Below are 18,146 nucleotides of genomic sequence, written 5' to 3'. Positions count from 1 at the left end.
TATCTTTGCATATGGGTAAATCTCTTTTAAGCCCGTAAAAACTCCTTTGAAAAAGGCATTACATTAAATTATAGCATGATTTATAAGCCATCGCCATATATCCCCGTGAACGCCAATTGGTTACGCAGTGAATCTAATGCCCATAATTTTATAGATAAAAATTTTGAGAATCCTTAGTATGTAAAAAAAGCCCGACTCTTTAGCAAGAATCGGGCCCTTACCTTTCGGCATTATATACGTATATTAGTCTACGATTTCAGCGTTGTCACCGTTTTTCACACCGGCTCCGTTCGCTTCATCCGTATCAATGTGCATATCCAAAGCAAAAGAATCGGACACACGCGCAAGAACATTTTCAAATACAAGACCACGTTCGCCGCCGACACGTACTTTCAGCAACTGTTTGTCCTTAATGTCCCATTTCGCTGCATCAGATGTATGGAAATGAATATGACGGGCAGCTACGATTACACCCTCTTGCAGTTCCACTTCTCCGGCTGGGCCTTTTACTGTGATTCCTGGTGTACCGTCAATGCTGCCAGATTCGCGTACAGGCGCTTTTACACCGATAGCAAAGGAATCTGTGCGAGAGATTTCAAGCTGGGAAGCTGGACGAGCTGGTCCTAGAATACGAACCTTATCAAATTGGCCCTTAGAACCAATTACAGCTACCGTTTCATTTGCGGCAAATTGTCCTGGTTGGGACAGTGGTTTAAATTCAGTCAGTTGATATCCTGCTCCGAACAAAATTTCAATATGCTCTTGAGTCAGGTGAATATGGCGTGCAGAAACGCCGACAGGTACGATTTTACTCATCGTATGGTCACTCCTTTTTCTCTATACAATACTTTACACATCTATGATATTATACTCCTACTTTGCCAAGAAAGAAAAGGAGCGCGGGACAAAGTTCCGTTTTTCGCCCCAATCAGCGTTAAATATCGTCCCACTCGCCAGATTAACACTACATCCTTGACAGATCAAACCGTCGTTTTAGCAAACAGGAGAAAGAACAGCATGATTTCAGCTACGATGAGATGAGAGGGAACAACAATAAATACATTAAGGATAAACAAGACACAGAGGACTCCAGTTAAGAAAAGAATGACTCTAAGACTTGGTTTAAGATGGCTTAATCTGTACCGATGGAATACCAGCAGAACTGACAGAAAGTAAATAAATACAGAAGCAAAGGTAAAGCAAAGTGCAAAGATATAGGCGACCTGTCCCAAAAACAAGAGCTGTATCGAAGCTGCTAGCATGCTAAGTGAACAATAAATAAACAAATGACCATAAATAATAGTCTGTCCTGCTGATTGTTTTGATTTATCTACCCGCTTCTCCATATTCTCAAAATATTGCCACCAGATTGCGATGACTAATACAAAAGCCAAGGCAGCAAATACAACGGAAGAGACCGTAAAATGATCAGATTGTAAAACAGCAAGCATACTGATCACTGATTCGCCAAGCAGGATTAAGGTGAACTGTGCAAAGCGCTCTAATAGATGCTCCGTATGGATAGGTGTAATCACCAATTTTTTACGACCAATCAAAGGAACGAGGATATCAACAGCAATGCCGGCATATAAAATCAAATATCGAACCCAAGAGTCAAAGAAGAGCGAGCAACTGGAGATGACTATTCCGATCCAAAAATAGGTACCGAAAAAATGAGCTGTTTCCTGTTTATGAGCCGTTTCTTTGGGTGCCGAAAGTAAATATTGAACGGCAGTCAAGCCTCTTAAACCAATATAGCCAACAAAAAAAGATACATAATACGCGTCAAAATCTATATTAAGGCTAGCAGTCATGATTAACACGAAAAACAATTGAAGGATCATAAAGATTCGATGCGTTATACTGTCTTGACCAAAACGGTTGTTGTAGACAGTTTGTCCCACCCAAGCCCACCATATCGGAATAAAAATCAAAATAAACTTTTCCAGATGCTCCCAAGAAATACTATCATGCTCAACATGTAGTAAAACATGAGTGGCCTTGGAGACAGCGGCTACGAATAATAAGTCATAAAAGAGTTCAAGCCAGGTAACCTTTTTTATCAACATTATGTAATGGAGCTCCCCTCTGACATGGCGGTACAGCATGGTGACTCGTCAGGCTCGCCCCAAGGTATGTCATATTTCAGCAAGCGTTGTTTTTTAGCACCATGCAATACTAGGATGCTCCAATTATTTCGTAATATAGCTCGCATTGTCAAGGGTATTAAGCAACTAAAAATAACTGCTATTAAATAGCTATTTAAGAAGACATTTTGGAAGGCAGATTCGTTTGCAAATATTCCAGCGCATGTCCCCCCAGCCACCCCTTGACCAGTTCCCCAGGATAATGCTTCAGCAGCAGTTCTGCAAAACCCGGATATTTCCCCGGATGCTCCAGCCCTTGCACATGATGCTCGATACCGTCAAAATCAGATCCGAACATCAAATGACGTTCGCCGCCTAGTGAACAAATATGTTCAATGTGTGGCAACAAATCCTCAGCGGTCACCGTACCCTGCTCTTTGAGAAACATCGTGACGAAGGTCAAACCGATCCGTCCGTTACGCGCGATCAGCGCACGAATCTGTTCATCCCGAAGATTACGTGGGTGAGGACATATCGCGAAGGAGTTAGAGTGCGAAGCAATCGGCGGCTGAGACGCCGCCTCCAGAACTTCCCAGAAGCCTTGTACGGACAAATGCGATACATCTAGCAGCAAGCCTAACTCATTACAGCGCTTGACCAGCTCATGCCCCTTGCGCGTCAGGCCGCCGCCTCTTTGCTCCATAATGCCGTCAGCCGCCCAATTTGCATAATTCCACGTCAGCCCAATCAAACGGATTCCCAAGGCATAGCACAGTTCAGCATAAAACGGATTCCCTTCCAACGCGTCCACTCCCTCCAGTGATAGCAGAGCCCACGGTGATCCTTGAAGTTGTTGCATTCCATTGCCTTCCCGATGTCCCACTAATGTATCCTTACGTTCTTCCAAGTCTTCCTTCCACAATAGCGGCTTCAACCCGCCAGGTGGGGATATCATATGCTGCCTAAACAGTTCAACCTGACGAATTACATGCTCAAATCTTGGCGTACCCAGCACCTGAGAAATATATATAGCGAATGTTTGCAAGTGCACATGGCCTTCTAGCAAACGCTCTCTTGTAACATCAAGCGACGGATGACTGAAATCCACCTGCGGATTGAGCTGCATCTTACACAACACATCACAATGCAAATCGGCAACCGACCATTTCATGTGTAGTTTACTGTTCATGCATCTTACCTCCATTCATAGATTACAGCGTGATGAAGTTATCTTACAATCTATGTAATAAAAGGAGACTTCCATGCAAAAAAGCCCGTTTACACCATCGTAAACAGGCTCAGGCAACTAGCATTTATTATCTTGGCTCTACAATCAGCTTGATTGCAGTCCGGTCTTCTCCGTCAATAACAATATCCGTAAAAGCAGGAATACAAATCAAATCCACTCCGCTTGGTGCGACAAATCCCCGGGCAATGGCTACAGCTTTAATGGCTTGGTTCAGTGCACCTGCTCCAATCGCCTGCAATTCGGCATTTCCGCGTTCACGCAGTACCCCTGCGAGTGCGCCTGCAACTGAATTGGGATTGGATTTTGCTGATACTTTTAATACATCCATAGTAAGTACCTCCCCTGGGAATGATGATGGTTTGATTCCACTATTAGATGTTATTCGAGGGTCAGCAAAAAATTCCTGCTTTTTGGTGACAGTTTTCCTTATTCTTTCCTTAATCAGCTTCCAAAAACGTTAATCCATCCGCCATTCATCTTCTTTGAGTCTGATTTTCTGAATTTTGCGCGCCATACCGTCGGTGTCATTCAACTCTACGCTAACTGCGTGAAAATGCCATTTTCCGTTGTCCGGTTGAAAACGTACTGGAAGCTGAGTCTGAAATTTCTGCAACACGGCGTCTTTCTGCATGCCAAGTACTCCTTCATAGGGACCTACCATGCCCACATCTGTCTGATACGCAGTTCCTTGCGGTAAAATCGTATCATCGTTGCTCTGCACATGGGTGTGTGTACCAACAACAATTGAAGCACGGCCATCTAGATGCCAACCCATAGCGATTTTTTCCGATGTCGCTTCGGCATGAAAATCAACCAGAATGTGCTTATGCTTCTTGCGCAATTCATCTACGATCTCATCTGCTGCACGGAACGGGCAATCGATGGGTGGCAGAAAGGTTCTGCCCTGCAAGTTAACGATCGCCAGCTCCTTGCCTCCACCTTTCACCACGGTATAGCCTCGCCCCGGCGTTCCTGGCGGGAAGTTTGCCGGACGTATGATACGCGGCTCATCATCTATAAAATCAAATATATCCTTATTGTCCCAAGTATGATTACCCATTGTAATCCCATGTACGCCCCAATCAAAAAATTCTCTGGCGATAGCTGGAGTAATACCTCTTCCTGAAGCTGAATTTTCCCCGTTCACGATAATAATATGCGGGTTGTATTTTGATTTTAGCGAAGGGAGATTTTCCCTTAATGCCTTTCTGCCTACACTACCGAAAATATCTCCAATAAATAGTACGTTGATAGAAAACCCTCCCTGGTATGCCTTACATAACGAAAAGTGGCCCTACAAACAGCGGCCACTTTTCGTTAAATTGCTTTTATTTTGCGTATTCTACCGCACGGGTCTCGCGAATGACGGTAACCTTGATATGCCCTGGATAATCCAGTTCATTTTCAATCGTTTTCGTTATATCGCGAGCCAGTCGGAATGCTTCCGCATCATCAATTTTCTCTGGCTGCACCATGACGCGAACTTCGCGTCCAGCTTGAATGGCGTACGATTTTTCCACGCCTTCAAAAGATTCGGAAATGCGTTCCAGCTTCTCAAGACGACGGATGTACGTCTCCAGTGTTTCACGCCGCGCTCCCGGTCTTGCTGCCGACAGGGCATCTGCCGCCCCAACCAGCATGGCAATCACCGAAGTCGCTTCGCAGTCGCCGTGATGTGAAGCAATACTGTTGATGACGACCGGGTGTTCCTTGTACTTCTTCGCCAGTTCCACGCCAATTTCAACGTGTGATCCTTCCACTTCGTGATCCAGCGCCTTCCCGATGTCATGCAGCAACCCTGCCCGTCTTGCCAGTGTAACGTCCTCGCCCAGTTCTCCGGCCATCAGACCTGTCAAGTATGCAACTTCCATCGAGTGCTTCAATACGTTCTGTCCGTAGCTTGTACGGAACTTGAGACGTCCCAGGATCTTGATTAAATCCGGATGCAGGCTATGCACACCCACCTCGAAGGTGGCTTGTTCGCCATACTCGCGAATTCGTTCATCCACTTCTTTACGGGATTTTTCCACCATTTCTTCAATACGAGCCGGATGTATCCGTCCGTCCGCTACGAGCTTCTCAAGCGCAGTACGCGCAATCTCTCTGCGAATCGGATCAAATCCGGACAAAATAACAGCTTCCGGCGTATCATCAATAATGAGGTCAATTCCCGTAAGGGTTTCAAGCGCACGGATATTACGGCCTTCACGTCCGATAATCCGGCCTTTCATTTCTTCATTCGGCAATGTGACCACGGAAACCGTCGTTTCCGCCACATGGTCCGCTGCACAGCGTTGGATGGCCAGTGTGATGATTTCACGAGACTTTTTGTCCGCTTCCTCTTTGGCCTGTTGCTCAATTTCCTTAATCATCTGAGCGGTTTCATGACGAACTTCCTGTTCTACGTTGGACAGAATAATACTTCTCGCATCTTCCGTCGTCAGATTGGAAATACGCTCCAGCTCAGTTACCTGACTCTTGTAAATCAAATCAATCTGCTGCTGGGTTTCATCGATTCGTTTCTCTTTGTTGGCCACTTGTTCTTCTTTACGTTCCAGCGATTCCAATTTTTTATCCAGCGACTCTTCTTTTTGCAGCAGTCTTCGTTCCTGCCGTTGAATTTCATTACGACGCTCACGAGTTTCCTTTTCAGCTTCGGCACGGATGCGGTGAATTTCGTCTTTCGCTTCCAATACCGTTTCCTTCTTCAGCGCTTCTGCCTCTTTTTTCGCGTTCTCCACGATTTGCGCGGCAGCTTCTTCCGCACTGGAGATTTTAGCCTCTGCAATAGATTTGCGAATAAAATAACCAATCCCGAACCCAAAGAATAACGCGGCTACAGCAACGAGAACGAACCAGATCGCAGTCATCATACTGTTCACCTCCTCGTTGGTTCCTCCAAGGCATTCCTTGGGACTTTTTGCAATTGTCACATTAGCTTTGATCGTCAAACTAAGATAACGGCACGCGGCCGTTTCATTTCATATGCACATGCTTTCACATGTACAATTCCGCCTGGCATAGCGGCATCACTTGTTATTTGGCGATGAGAACGTACCCGTGGACTCCGCTTTTTTGGAAGGAAAAAGGGTGTTCCACAAGCATCGTTTCATGTATATTTTATTATTTGACAAATGGCATTGTCAAGGGAATGCAAACTTTAGTAGATTACCATGTGGCTTTCCATACGATAGCCAGCTCATCCTGTTCACTTGTGCCAGCTAATGGATACCCGACTGTTTAATAACTATTCATCCCACTGCGATAATTCCTCATCATCGGAAGTCTCATCCTGCTCGGCCATCGTGAGATGATTAACTACGCGGCGTGTCATATCTCCCGAATATCCACGCCTCACAAGAAAGGGATACGTTTTGCGTTTTTTCTCCATTATATCTCCACGCACCTGATTCCATTTCTTGCGTCCGACAACCAAAGCGCTCTCCCATTCCTCCTGCTCGCTGACCTCACCTAAAGCTTCCCCGATAGAGGCTTTAGAGATGCCCTTTTGACGCAGTTCCTGCCTTACCCACATCTTCCCCTTCCGCTGGCTCGTTATGCGCTGTCTTGCCCACTGACGGGCGTATAGATCGTCATCCACAAGTCGCTCCCGCTCCAGACGGTTCAGCACTTCGTCAATAACAGCTTGACCCATTTCCTTTTGCGTCAAACGCTGCTCAATCTCCTGACGTGTACGCGGCTTTCGTCCCAAATAACGAAGCGCGTGCACGTATGCCTGTTGCTTTTCGTCCGCCAGAACGATTTCTTCCAGTTCCTTTTTGACGAAAGTCGTTCCTTTGAACATATTGTACTTGATCATTACATCTTCCAATATGGACAATGAATACGGGCCAAAATGAATCGTGTATCTTCCGCGTTTCCTACCCTGCCCCTGTTCCACCCTCGTAACCATCAATTCCTCATGATCAGGAAAAAGGGAAATGCCTTGCTGCTCATTTTCCTTCGAAGTGTGTTCACCTTCATCTCCCAATTGCAATGTGCTTCCCTCACTTTGATATTCACGAAAGCAAGCTGAGAACGCCCGCCACGCAAAAGTAAAATGTAGCTGACACGCAGGCCACATTCGATGCAAAAATACCCTGCACAACTGTACAGGGCATCAGAATCATGCTATTCAAACGGCTGTGCCATAACCCTTGGCTCCAGTTCACAAATCAGGATTCACCAAGCTTTATTCAAGCTCCAGCAATTCCTGTTCTTCCTTGGCTTGCTGTGCCAACTCTTCTTCTGTCGGCGGAGCTACCGTCGTAATCAAATTGCTGGCCACCCGAATTTTTTGTTCGATCGTGCTAGCAATGTTCGGATTTTCCTTCAAAAATTGCTTCGCATTTTCACGTCCCTGACCTAGTCGTTCACCTTCATAGGAATACCAGGCTCCGCTCTTATCAACAATGTCATACTCCGTACCAATGTCGATCAAACTGCCTGCCTTGGAGATGCCCTCGCCGTACATAATGTCCACTTCCGCCTGACGGAAAGGAGGTGCGACTTTGTTCTTCACCACTTTAATACGTGTGCGGTTACCTACAACATCATTACCGTTTTTCAAGCTTTCAATGCGACGGACATCCAAACGAACTGTAGAATAAAATTTCAGAGCACGTCCACCCGGTGTCGTTTCAGGGTTACCGAACATAACACCTATTTTTTCACGTAATTGGTTAATAAAGATAGCAATGGTGTTCGACTTGTTAATAGCACCGGACAGCTTACGCAATGCCTGTGACATTAAACGGGCTTGAAGACCAACATGGGAATCTCCCATTTCACCTTCAATCTCCGCTTTTGGCACAAGTGCCGCTACAGAGTCAACAACAATAATGTCTACTGCTCCACTACGTACAAGCGCTTCAGCAATCTCAAGTGCTTGCTCTCCTGTATCTGGCTGCGATAGCAACAACTCATCAATATTGACACCCAGCTTGCTGGCATACGACGGATCAAGAGCATGCTCGGCGTCGATAAAAGCGGCTTGACCGCCTGTTTTTTGTACCTCTGCTATAGCGTGAAGAGCTACCGTTGTTTTACCGGATGATTCTGGTCCATATACTTCAATAATTCGGCCTCTCGGGAAGCCGCCCGTTCCTAACGCAATATCCAAAGCAATCGAACCGCTGGTAATCGTTTCCACTTGCATGTGGGTGGACTCACCCAACTTCATAACGGAACCTTTACCGAATTGCTTTTCTATTTGACGGAGCGCCATATCCAGCGCAGCACGACGATCTGACAATAAACTCACATCCTTCATTGTTTGTAGTTTAATAATACCTTGTTTTGACACGCTTGCCAAGCATTTTTTCGAACATACATTCGTTTTTTTGTTTGGTCGGTTCTCTTCTATACTTCCATCTGTCTCTTAAATCAAAAAAAGAACCGCAGGCAAAAAAGCTTTTGCAACGGTTCTTCCGATAATAGGATTATACCATTAATCATCTACCTAAAACAACTCTATGAAAACTCGCGTCGTATACAGCTCCTTAAGAGAACTTCTCATTTTCCACCAGTCTGCGCCATAATCTGTACAGGATTGCCTTAACAGACCGCAACCGGATCGTTTCACGATTCCCGCTCAGCTTCAGCTCGTAAACCTCAGTTTCCTTGTCACGCTCGGCAATACCGATATAAACCAGACCGACTGGCTTCCGCTCAGAATATCCGGGTCCAGCTACACCTGTAACCGAGAGTCCGAAATCAGTGTCCATGACCATTCTTGCCTGCTCCGCAAGGACAAGGGCTACTTCCTCGCTTACTGCCCCGGGCGCATTGTCCCCCTCCAAATAATCATGAGGCACGTTGAGCAGCTTCTTCTTCATTTCATTGGAATAACACACGATACCGCCCTGAAACATAACTGAGCTGCCTGGAACGGAAGTGATGTGCTCCATCAGCATTCCACCTGTGCAGCTTTCTGCCGCGCTAACAGTCAGTCCGCGATTGGACATCAAATCCACAATAACCTTCTCCAGCGTGACGTCCTCGCTCGCATACATGTATTCCGAAAGACGCTGCTGAATTTCTGCTTCCGTAGCCCCCAGCTTAACCAGCGCCTCGCTCTCGCTGGCCGCCTTGGTGGATATACGGATCGTGACCTCTCCCTCCTTGGCATAAGGAGCAATGGTCGGGTCTGTCTGTGATTTGATCAGATCCAGCAACCGGGTTTCGAGAGCAGACTCACCGATTCCTGCAAACTTTAGCATTTTCGAATAAATCGGCATTTCCTTACCGCTCAGTGCTTGCTGGAGCAACCAAGGTTTTGCCTGATTCTCGAACATCGGCTTAAGTTCCTTCGGCGGACCAGGCAAAATCACATAATATTTACCTTCCTGTGCAATCGCATCGCCCACAGCCAGCCCTGTCTCATTTTCAAGAGGGCTAGCTCCTTCAATAGAAAGCGCCTGACGGCGGTTATTCTCGGTCATCTCCACCCCGCGATTACGGAAAAACTGTTCCAGCTTATCCATAGCAAGACGGTCTATATGCAATTTACGCCCCAGCACAGCAGCAATTGCATCTTTTGTCAAATCATCCTGAGTCGGTCCCAAACCGCCCGAGAACAAAATAATATCTGCACGCTTCTGAGCCAGACGCACCGCTTCCTGAAGTCGATCCATGTTATCGCCGACAACCGTCTGGAAATATACATCAATCCCAATCGTAGCCAACTCTTGTGACAAATATTGGGCATTTGTATTCACAATTTGTCCAAGCAATAATTCAGTTCCTACTGCGATGATTTCAGCTTTCATCGTTTCTGCCTCCTGTAGAGCGAATGTTGTGGGAATTATACAAAGAAACAGCAATAAGCAAACTTCCTATCGCTGTTCCCATGAAACGTATCCTGTTAAACCTTGGATGAGCGGAGTAAATGACTGTTCTTTACAAAATAGTCAATGCCCGAGTAAATGGTAATTAACGCAGCCGCCCATATCGCTATCAAATCAAACGGAATACCCAGAAAAACAAACGGGAAATTATTAATGAGTAACGCTACAATGGCAACGATCTGGATGACAGTCTTTATTTTGCCCCAGTTGCTTGCAGCGACCACAGAGCCATCCAGTAAAGCAATTTGACGCAGACCGGTAACCGCAAACTCACGGCTAACAATGACAACAACAATCCACGAATCAATCTTGCCCAATTCCACCAAAGAAACCAAAATAGCAGTTACCAAAAGCTTATCCGCAAGAGGGTCCAGCAATTTTCCCAAGTTGGTGACCATGTTATTTTTACGGGCCAAATATCCGTCAAGACCATCCGTGCTGGCGGCTATGAGGAAAATAATAGCCGCAATCAACTGATTATACGGCAACTTGAAAGCTCCGATCTCAATCGGCGGCGGATAGAAATCAAAATCCACCAGCAAGGCCAGCATCATCACCGGGATGAGGCAAATCCGCGTTATTGTAATTCTGTTGGGTAAATTCACAACACACTCTCCCCTGATTATCGTACTTGATTAAAAATGGCAGTTTTCGGATTGAATTCAATCCTATGTAAATCGTTTTGATTACCGCTATACACCTGATCATCTGCATTTTCGTTACAAGTATAATATGGTGCAAAACGCATGTCAAAATAACCTGCCGCGCATCAAGTATCATTTTTTCTTACAATCTGCATGAGGGAAAACGGCTTTATTTCATATTCGTAAATTGAAGCTCCAATGGCAGATCAGCTTTGCGCAACAACTGAATGACTGCTTGCAAATCATCCCTGTTTTTTCCAGTCACACGGATCTGATCACCTTGAATCTGACTTTTCACTTTCAGCTTGGAGTCCCGAATAAGAATGTTAATTTTTTTGGCATTATCCTGATCAATCCCCTGCTTGAGTGCAAGACGCTGGCGTACTGAACCCAAAGAGGCTGGTTCCAGCTTACCGTACTCCACGTTTTTAAGGGATAAACCGCGCTTGGCCATTTTGGATTGCAAAATATCAATTACCGCATTGAGCTTGTATTCGTCTTCCGATGCAATCGTAAGAGCTTCCTTTTCAAGCTTAAGGCTGCTTTTGCTCCCCTTAAAATCAAATCGTGTTTCAATTTCACGCTCCGTCTGATGAACCGCATTGGTCAATTCCTGCATATCCATTTTGGAGACGATATCAAATGAATTTTCTGAAGCCATCGTTTCACTTTCCTTTCCACAACAAAGTTCAATAACTAATTATAGGCTAGTCATTTACAAAAATCCAATAATCCGCTCACTAAAAAGGCGCTCTTGCCAGTTAAGCTGACAAAAACGCCTTTATTTCATTCCACAGTCAACATATCTAACTGTGGCTACGGGTCGGATTCCGGAACATATCCAGAAGTCCGAGCACAATGTGAGCAAGACCAAAGCCCAGTATGCCATAGCCCCAAGCACTTGGGGTCAGATAATAGCCAAGTAGACTGACAATTATACCAAGCCCTGTCACAATCCAGCTGACGGTCATAATAGATACACCTCACTTTGCGGAAAATGAAATGACTGGCTTTCCATGAATTACAGTCATTAGTATTTCCGCGCAATAGAGGGTTTATTCACCACCAGTAGTCGAAGGAGCTGTACCGCTCTGTGTTGAATCCGTACTGCCTGTGGTCGAATCCGTAGTAGTACCACTCACCCCGGCACTTGTTCCGGTCGAAGAAGCTTCTCCTTGCTGTATCAAAACACGAGTCGTCGATTTATTATCAGTTATCGGTTGACCTGCTACGGAAATATCCGTGGCAGAAGAACGTCCTGATTTGATATACAAGCCTTCTGGACCGATGTCAAAGGACATAGCATCTCCGCTTTTGGTCATGCCATAGCTCAGCTTTTCACCACGCGAGTTTTGTCCCTTGTACACCTCAAGCCAGCTTTCTCCCGTTGCCTTAATATCGACCTTGACTGTAGCTCCGGTTGCACTGGAAACTTTGAAAATCGTCGTTTTACCTTGCTTGCCATCCTGAGCCACGGTTACACCTTGTTGCGGCGTAGTAGTAATCGGCTGCTGGCTACTGTCAGGAGTGGTCGTATCCGTTCCTGTACCTCCCGGTTGGGTTTGCCCTGTTTGTCCCGTATCAGGAGTGGTTTGTCCGCCGCCACCATTGGGAGCTGCCGTTTGACCGTTATTCGGCGTTGTCGTCTGCCCGCTTCCCTGAGGAGGAGTTGTTGTCGTATTTTGTGGCGGTGTCGTAGTCCCCTTATTAGTGCTGTCAGGAGTGGACGTACTTGGTGTCGTAATCGGTGTTGTATTCTCGGCTGTTTTTGGAGCCGTATGGTTGTTACTCACCCAATAAGCATAAATAACCCCAACAATGAGAACCAGAAAAAGCCACATTAAAGCTGTCGGCAACCATTTGAGATTTCCAATCGTAGCCGGACGGCTGGAGCGTTTCTGTGTCACAGGCTCCATGACAGCTTCCGGCTCCGGTTCAGGCACATTGCTTTTATGTCCTTCAAGAATCTCGTCGGGGTTTAAACCGACCGTTTCAGCGTACGTTTTAATAAAAGCTTTGACATAAAAGCTTCCCGGCAGCACTTTGTAATCGCCCGTCTCAATGGCTTCCAGATAACGTTTGCGTATCTTCGTCATTTCCTGAACATCGTCAAGGCTCAATCCCTTTTGCAGCCGGGCCTCCTTTAATTGCTGACCCAGTTCTGACATGTCATCATCTCCTTGTATAATTACGCTTATTTAAAGATCTTCTGTATAACTGGCTGTAAAGGTATCATAAGTAATTTCCTCAGCCGGATTATTGCGAAGTTCAATAATGATATTGAAATCGTCGAAGCTGTATCCCGATTCACGTACAAAAACGTCAGGATGCTCAATAACCTTTGTACTCGGCATGCTCATAATTTCCTGAAGCAGGTGATAATGTCTTTCATTTGACCGAATCGTACTCACAATGCCGTCAATAATAAAAACATTGTTAGGGTTCATTTCCTCTTCGGAGAGCTGGCTGCGCACCGTCTGCCGTAGCAGCGTTGAAGACACAAAAGTCCAGCGCTTCATGGCGCATACGCTACTGGCTATAATGGATTCGGTTTTTCCCACACGGGGCATTCCTCGAAGTCCAATGACCTGATTGCCATCCCTCTTTAATACTTCACCCAAAAAATCGACCAGTAACCCAAGCTCCTCCCGTGTAAAGCGGAATGTTTTGCGGTCATCCGAATCCCGGTCAATGTATCGTCCGTGTCTTACTGCCAATATATCGACCAGCTTCGGGGCACGTAAGGCCGTAACTGTAATATTGCTGGCCTTCTTTAAGGTATCTCCGAGAATGCGTATCTTCTCGTCATCGTCCGTTTCCAGCAGCATCCCCCGTCTTTCGCCTTCAACACCGTTGATCGTTAGTATATTAACCCCCAGAATACCAAGCATGGAAGCAATGTCTCCCAGCAATCCGGGACGATTTTTATGTATCTTGTACTCCATGTACCACTGTTTCATTTCTTCCGTCACATTAGCACCTCATTCACATTCAAAACCGTCAACATTTCCAATCAAAGCCTTATTGTATCATAAAATAACACCATTCGACAAAACCAATTATTGAGACCACAAAGGCTTCCTGTATTCAACACAATTGCATAAGCCTCAATCACGTTTATGATATATAAATTACAACGGAATTACAAGAACAGCTCTGTAACCATTACAGAAAAGCCCCCAAAAGGGAGCTTTTCATGTTGGTTCCTGCTTATGCGTTGCTTTTGGCTAATTTGACCATCAGCCGGGCGATAGTGTGACGCTCGTCCTCATCGGCAACTCCCCACAGTTCTTTCAGTGCGCGGTTGGAGTGGTTGGCCGGATCGACCTTCTCATCCAGAAAATCACCGATTTCATAAGCAAGCTCTGAAATGGTATCCTGGCTGATTCCCAGCTTCTCCGCCTGTTCCACACGCTGACCAAGGAACTTCTTCCAGGTATCGAAATTCTGAACAACTGTTGACATACTTAAATCCTCCTTAGATGATTCAGATTTAAAATCAACAGTTATAATATGCTCTTCTCAGGTGCTCACTATACTGGAAGGTTTCCTCCAAAATCTGTACTTCCCATCAAGTTACCCATCCTCCGTTAGGACTTATGACCTGCCCGTTAATATAACCCGATTCAGGAAGCGCCAGAAAATAAACCAATGACGAAATTTCATCAGGCCGAGCCAATCGACCGGCAGGAATTTCTTCTTCGAGACTGGAGATTTCCCCTTCGTCCAGATGATCCAGCATCGACGTATCCACCGCTCCCGGAGCTACAGCATTGACCGTTACCCCTGAAGGCGCAACTTCTTGAGCCAGCGCTTTAGTGAATGCGTTAATCCCCCCTTTGGTGGTGGAATACAGCACCTCGCACGAAGCGCCGCATATTCCCCATACAGATGACACATTCACGATACGGCCATAGCGTTGGGAAATCATATGTGGCATAAATACCTGCGTACACAGAAAGGTTCCCTTCACATTGACGGCCATCACTTCATCCCATTCCTCTTCCGACACATCCGTCAGCAATCCATAATGAGATAATCCGGCGTTATTCACAAGAATATCTGGCTTCATCCCGTGATTCTCCAGCTTCTCGCGCATGCGTTCAATCTGTTCCTTGCTCCGCAGGTCCGCTGACACGGTCATCACCTTGCCTGAATAAGCCATACAGCGACGGGCAACTTCATTCGCTTTTTCATGGGATTTCATGTAGTGAATGACCACGTTCATCCCAACAGCCGCAAAACGCTCAGCAATTGCCGCTCCAATCCCGCCGCTTGCTCCTGTGATCAGCACAGTCGTATCGCCAATAGCTTTTAATTCCCCATCCTTGGTGGTAATCGGTTCCCTCTCCCTGGACATTACGGACTCACCACCAGCGATATGGCCATCTGATCCCACTGAATATGATCTTTCAGACGGCGGTTAACATCCTCAAGCGTAATGCTTTCATAGACCGGAAGCAGTTGGAAAAAATCGCTGTCCCGGAAGCGATGTCTCGTAAACTCATGCGCAATATTTTCGGGCGAATTGAGCATGCGCAGGTAACCGCCAATTTTCTTTTTACGTGCCCGTTCAAAGTGTTCCGCCGTGAAGCCCTGCTTCTGGATGGACTCCACCTCTTCACGTATCCGCGCCAACAGCCGATCCGGGTCCTTTGTATCTCCGCCGATAGCAGAGAACGCATACTGTGGGGTACTGTTGTACTCATGCCCGAAGCTGTCTGAAATGAGGTCCTCATCGTAGAGCTTTTGATACAGCTGCGTACTGGAGCCAAACAAGAGATCGAGCATCAGCTTGGTTTCCAGATCATGACGGAGCAGTTCTTTCCCCGTTAGGCCTACCTTGGCTTCCTTGAATCCGAACAACAGCTTGGGCAGAGAAACCGCCAGCTTTACCTCACGACGCTTCTCTGCCACAGTAGCAGGCTCATTGTCAAAAATTCGCTCAATCTCTCCTTGCGACTTGTAATCCTTTTTCGCCTGATTGTTACGCACCAGTTCCATTACTTCCGCCGGGTCCACTCCGCCTACCACAAAAAGAATCATATTGCTCGGGTGGTAAAAAGCCTCATAACAGCTATACAGCGTTTCTTTCGTAATCGTGCTGATGGATTGAACGGTACCTGCAATATCAATATGTACCGGATGGACCTTGTATAGCGCTTCGATCAGACCAAAGTAGCTCCGCCAGTCCGGGTTATCCTCATACATATTGATTTCCTGGCCGATAATGCCTTTTTCCTTCTCCACATTTTCATCTGTAAAGTAAGGGTGCTGTACAAAATTGACCAATGTGGTCAAATTCTCCTGAATATGCTCGGTTGCGGAAAATAAATATACCGTTTGATCAAAGCTCGTAAATGCATTGGCCGATGCTCCATTGGAGGAAAAAGTAGCAAAAATATCGCCTTGAGGCTCTTCAAACATTTTATGCTCCAAAAAATGGGCGATGCCATCCGGCACTTTAACCGGCTGCTGACCTTCCACGCGAAAATGATTATCGACCGAACCGTATTTGGTTGCAAATGTAGCGTATGTCTTTTGAAAGCCCGGTTTGGGCAAAACATAGACGTGTAATCCGTTATCCATCACTTCATAGTACAGCGTTTCCTGCAAATGCTCATAAGGTATGTGCTCCACCCGCTATTCCCCCTTCTGGTCTCTCAAGAAATAAATGGTGTCCAGTCGGAACGTCCGGGCGGCATCCTGAACATCCTGCACCTTGACGGCCTCCACCTGACTCAGCAGCTCATCTACCGTCCGCTCTTTGCCGGAAAGCTGTCTGTTAAAATCGTAAGCAATCATTTCAAAAGCGGAATCCTGCATTTCCTTTAACAAGTTGCGAATCATCGCCTGTGTTTGAGTCATCTCCAGCTCGGTAATCGCCCCATTTTGCGTATCTTCCAATTGCTTGCGGATAATGGTAACCGCTTTTTCATAATTGGGAATTTCGATACCGGATTGAATCGTACCTATGCCCTTGTGCCCGTCATACCTTGATGAGGCGTAATACGCCAAGCTTTCCTTCTCACGCACGTTGACGAACAGCTTGGAGTGAGGATAACCGCCTAAAATCCCGTTGTACATCAATGCAGAGGCATATCGATCATCACCATACGTAATCGGGGTGCGCAATCCCATGTTCAGCTTGCCCTGATTTACATCAAGACGCTCTACCACCGTTTGTACATCACGCTCCACCGATTTTGGTTGTTCAGGAGCATAGCCCTTTACTTCCGAACGGTTCAGTTGGAAATAGCGGTCTACGAACTTCTCCACTTCCTCCAGCGTCGTATCTCCAACTACATACAAATCCATGCTGGCGTTGTTCAGCCATTCTCCATAAGCCTGATACAAGCCTTGCGCATCTATACTATCCAGATCAGACCGCTGACCGAGGGGGTGCAGACGATAAGGCTCATTTTTGCACATTTCCTCCATGCAGCGCTCTCCAGCATAACGAATTTTATCATTGACTATAGATTCCAGCTTCTTGCGTACGTTTTCCCGCTCCTGCTGGACGTATCCGGTCTGAAATGTTCCATTCTCCAAGGCAGGCTTCGTCAACACCTCTCCGAGAAAAGCAAATGAACGATCCAGCAAGCTGTCCGAGCTGTTTACAAAGCTGTCATTAATCGTATCCATTCGAAATTGCACGATTTGATAATCTCCGCGTTTATATACATCGAATCCAAAGCCGGCACCGTACAATTGCTCCAATTGCTCTCTAAATTGCGTGGTTTGAGGATATGATTCCGTACCACGACGCAGAACGAAAGGCGCAAGACCTACGCGGGTTACGGTTTCCTCCCGTAGCGGAGTGCCTACATACAATGATATGGCAAACGTCTTGAAGCGCTTGGTCGGCAGTACATGAATCCTTAATTGTCTGCTCGTACCACGCTCGAAACCTGTTTTGTTCAAGTCCAAAACTCCTTTGTGACGTCAATTTGCGTCTAGCCTTTGTTTAGTATCCTCCTGTAAAGAGGTAAAGTGTACCAATCTTTATTCTAACCATGCAAAAGCCAAGAAGCAACCGGAGACAAGCTCCCGGCTGCTTCGGCGTTTTACATGCAGAAAATATGTTCCCCGATGGTTTTCACCTGAGGACGGGTCCAAATCCATTTGGAGGTGGCTGTTCTTGGATTAAAATAATACAGACACCCTCCGCTCGGGTCCCAGCCATTTAACGCCTGACGTACCGCCTTCTGCGCGCTTTCATTCGGCTTTAGCCAAATCTGACCGTCTGCCACGGCTGTAAAAGCCCCGGGCTGAAAAATGACTCCCGATGGAGTGTTCGGAAAGCTGGGTGATTTTA

At 46.3% G+C, this 18,146-nt stretch carries 19 protein-coding genes; all 19 read right to left on the bottom strand.

The window, feature by feature from the left end:
* Positions 1-243: 243 nt before the first annotated feature.
* Entirely contained in the window at positions 244-816 is a 573-nt protein-coding gene (gene pduL / locus L696_RS0118790; protein ID WP_013309962.1) for a phosphate propanoyltransferase, read from the bottom strand.
* Between the two features lie 164 nt (positions 817-980).
* Positions 981-2,069 carry a low temperature requirement protein A gene (locus L696_RS0118785; RefSeq protein ID WP_025685010.1) on the bottom strand — a complete coding sequence of 363 codons (1,089 nt, stop codon included), beginning with the start codon at positions 2,067-2,069 and terminating at the stop codon, positions 981-983.
* 193 nt (positions 2,070-2,262) lie between these two features.
* Positions 2,263-3,276, bottom strand: a complete 1,014-nt coding sequence (locus tag L696_RS0118780; RefSeq protein ID WP_025685009.1) for a dipeptidase — start codon at positions 3,274-3,276, stop codon at positions 2,263-2,265.
* Between the two features lie 127 nt (positions 3,277-3,403).
* Positions 3,404-3,664: a stage V sporulation protein S gene (locus L696_RS0118775; RefSeq protein WP_007430104.1), complete on the bottom strand. Its 261-nt coding sequence runs from the start codon at positions 3,662-3,664 to the stop codon at positions 3,404-3,406.
* Positions 3,665-3,793: 129 nt separating this feature from the next.
* Positions 3,794-4,588, bottom strand: coding sequence for a TIGR00282 family metallophosphoesterase (locus L696_RS0118770; protein ID WP_025685008.1), 795 nt, complete (start codon positions 4,586-4,588; stop codon positions 3,794-3,796).
* A 76-nt stretch (positions 4,589-4,664) separates the two neighbouring features.
* On the bottom strand, positions 4,665-6,209 hold the full coding sequence (gene rny, locus L696_RS0118765; protein ID WP_014281153.1) for a ribonuclease Y: 1,545 nt from the start codon (positions 6,207-6,209) through the stop codon (positions 4,665-4,667).
* Positions 6,210-6,583: 374 nt separating this feature from the next.
* Entirely contained in the window at positions 6,584-7,333 is a 750-nt protein-coding gene (locus L696_RS0118760; protein WP_025685007.1) for a regulatory protein RecX, read from the bottom strand.
* Positions 7,334-7,528: 195 nt separating this feature from the next.
* Entirely contained in the window at positions 7,529-8,590 is a 1,062-nt protein-coding gene (gene recA / locus L696_RS0118755; protein WP_025685006.1) for a recombinase RecA, read from the bottom strand.
* Between the two features lie 247 nt (positions 8,591-8,837).
* Positions 8,838-10,106 (bottom strand): competence/damage-inducible protein A, encoded by a 1,269-nt coding sequence (locus tag L696_RS0118750; RefSeq protein ID WP_025685005.1) that lies wholly within the window; start codon positions 10,104-10,106, stop codon positions 8,838-8,840.
* Positions 10,107-10,201: 95 nt separating this feature from the next.
* Positions 10,202-10,789 carry a CDP-diacylglycerol--glycerol-3-phosphate 3-phosphatidyltransferase gene (pgsA, locus tag L696_RS0118745; RefSeq protein WP_025685004.1) on the bottom strand — a complete coding sequence of 196 codons (588 nt, stop codon included), beginning with the start codon at positions 10,787-10,789 and terminating at the stop codon, positions 10,202-10,204.
* A 208-nt stretch (positions 10,790-10,997) separates the two neighbouring features.
* Entirely contained in the window at positions 10,998-11,489 is a 492-nt protein-coding gene (locus L696_RS0118740) for a YajQ family cyclic di-GMP-binding protein (protein WP_025685003.1), read from the bottom strand.
* A gap of 145 nt (positions 11,490-11,634) precedes the next feature.
* Positions 11,635-11,799 (bottom strand): hypothetical protein, encoded by a 165-nt coding sequence (locus L696_RS31240; protein WP_162833917.1) that lies wholly within the window; start codon positions 11,797-11,799, stop codon positions 11,635-11,637.
* Positions 11,800-11,883: 84 nt separating this feature from the next.
* Entirely contained in the window at positions 11,884-12,996 is a 1,113-nt protein-coding gene (locus L696_RS0118730) for a helix-turn-helix domain-containing protein (protein WP_025685002.1), read from the bottom strand.
* A gap of 30 nt (positions 12,997-13,026) precedes the next feature.
* Positions 13,027-13,800 carry a DUF3388 domain-containing protein gene (locus tag L696_RS0118725; RefSeq protein ID WP_025685001.1) on the bottom strand — a complete coding sequence of 258 codons (774 nt, stop codon included), beginning with the start codon at positions 13,798-13,800 and terminating at the stop codon, positions 13,027-13,029.
* A gap of 238 nt (positions 13,801-14,038) precedes the next feature.
* Entirely contained in the window at positions 14,039-14,293 is a 255-nt protein-coding gene (locus L696_RS0118720; protein WP_014281144.1) for a DUF3243 domain-containing protein, read from the bottom strand.
* A 106-nt stretch (positions 14,294-14,399) separates the two neighbouring features.
* Positions 14,400-15,188, bottom strand: a complete 789-nt coding sequence (gene ymfI, locus L696_RS0118715; RefSeq protein ID WP_049827447.1) for an elongation factor P 5-aminopentanone reductase — start codon at positions 15,186-15,188, stop codon at positions 14,400-14,402.
* Entirely contained in the window at positions 15,188-16,468 is a 1,281-nt protein-coding gene (gene yfmH / locus L696_RS0118710; protein WP_025684999.1) for an EF-P 5-aminopentanol modification-associated protein YfmH, read from the bottom strand. The genes ymfI and yfmH overlap by 1 nt, the downstream gene beginning before the upstream one ends.
* Before the next feature lie 3 nt (positions 16,469-16,471).
* Positions 16,472-17,752, bottom strand: a complete 1,281-nt coding sequence (gene yfmF / locus L696_RS0118705; RefSeq protein ID WP_025684998.1) for an EF-P 5-aminopentanol modification-associated protein YfmF — start codon at positions 17,750-17,752, stop codon at positions 16,472-16,474.
* A gap of 143 nt (positions 17,753-17,895) precedes the next feature.
* Positions 17,896-18,146: cell wall hydrolase (locus L696_RS0118700; RefSeq protein WP_025684997.1), on the bottom strand; the 251-nt coding region annotated here is incomplete at its 5' end.

Origin of the sequence: Paenibacillus maysiensis (assembly GCF_000520815.1) — a bacterium.
Classification (GTDB): domain Bacteria; phylum Bacillota; class Bacilli; order Paenibacillales; family Paenibacillaceae; genus Paenibacillus; species Paenibacillus maysiensis.
This window is presented reverse-complemented; position numbering and strand designations above follow the sequence as displayed.

What these genes read in the sequence shown, in the direction of transcription:
- L696_RS0118750 (WP_025685005.1), bottom strand. Translation starts at nt 10,106, where the DNA reads ATGAAAGCTGAAATCATCGCAGTAGGAACTGAATTATTGCTTGGACAA.
- L696_RS0118730 (WP_025685002.1), bottom strand. Translation starts at nt 12,996, where the DNA reads ATGTCAGAACTGGGTCAGCAATTAAAGGAGGCCCGGCTGCAAAAGGGA.
- pduL (WP_013309962.1), bottom strand. Translation starts at nt 816, where the DNA reads ATGAGTAAAATCGTACCTGTCGGCGTTTCTGCACGCCATATTCACCTG.
- L696_RS0118775 (WP_007430104.1), bottom strand. Translation starts at nt 3,664, where the DNA reads ATGGATGTATTAAAAGTATCAGCAAAATCCAATCCCAATTCAGTTGCA.
- L696_RS31240 (WP_162833917.1), bottom strand. Translation starts at nt 11,799, where the DNA reads ATGACCGTCAGCTGGATTGTGACAGGGCTTGGTATAATTGTCAGTCTA.
- rny (WP_014281153.1), bottom strand. Translation starts at nt 6,209, where the DNA reads ATGATGACTGCGATCTGGTTCGTTCTCGTTGCTGTAGCCGCGTTATTC.
- L696_RS0118720 (WP_014281144.1), bottom strand. Translation starts at nt 14,293, where the DNA reads ATGTCAACAGTTGTTCAGAATTTCGATACCTGGAAGAAGTTCCTTGGT.
- L696_RS0118780 (WP_025685009.1), bottom strand. Translation starts at nt 3,276, where the DNA reads ATGAACAGTAAACTACACATGAAATGGTCGGTTGCCGATTTGCATTGT.
- L696_RS0118740 (WP_025685003.1), bottom strand. Translation starts at nt 11,489, where the DNA reads ATGGCTTCAGAAAATTCATTTGATATCGTCTCCAAAATGGATATGCAG.
- L696_RS0118785 (WP_025685010.1), bottom strand. Translation starts at nt 2,069, where the DNA reads ATGTTGATAAAAAAGGTTACCTGGCTTGAACTCTTTTATGACTTATTA.
- ymfI (WP_049827447.1), bottom strand. Translation starts at nt 15,188, where the DNA reads ATGTCCAGGGAGAGGGAACCGATTACCACCAAGGATGGGGAATTAAAA.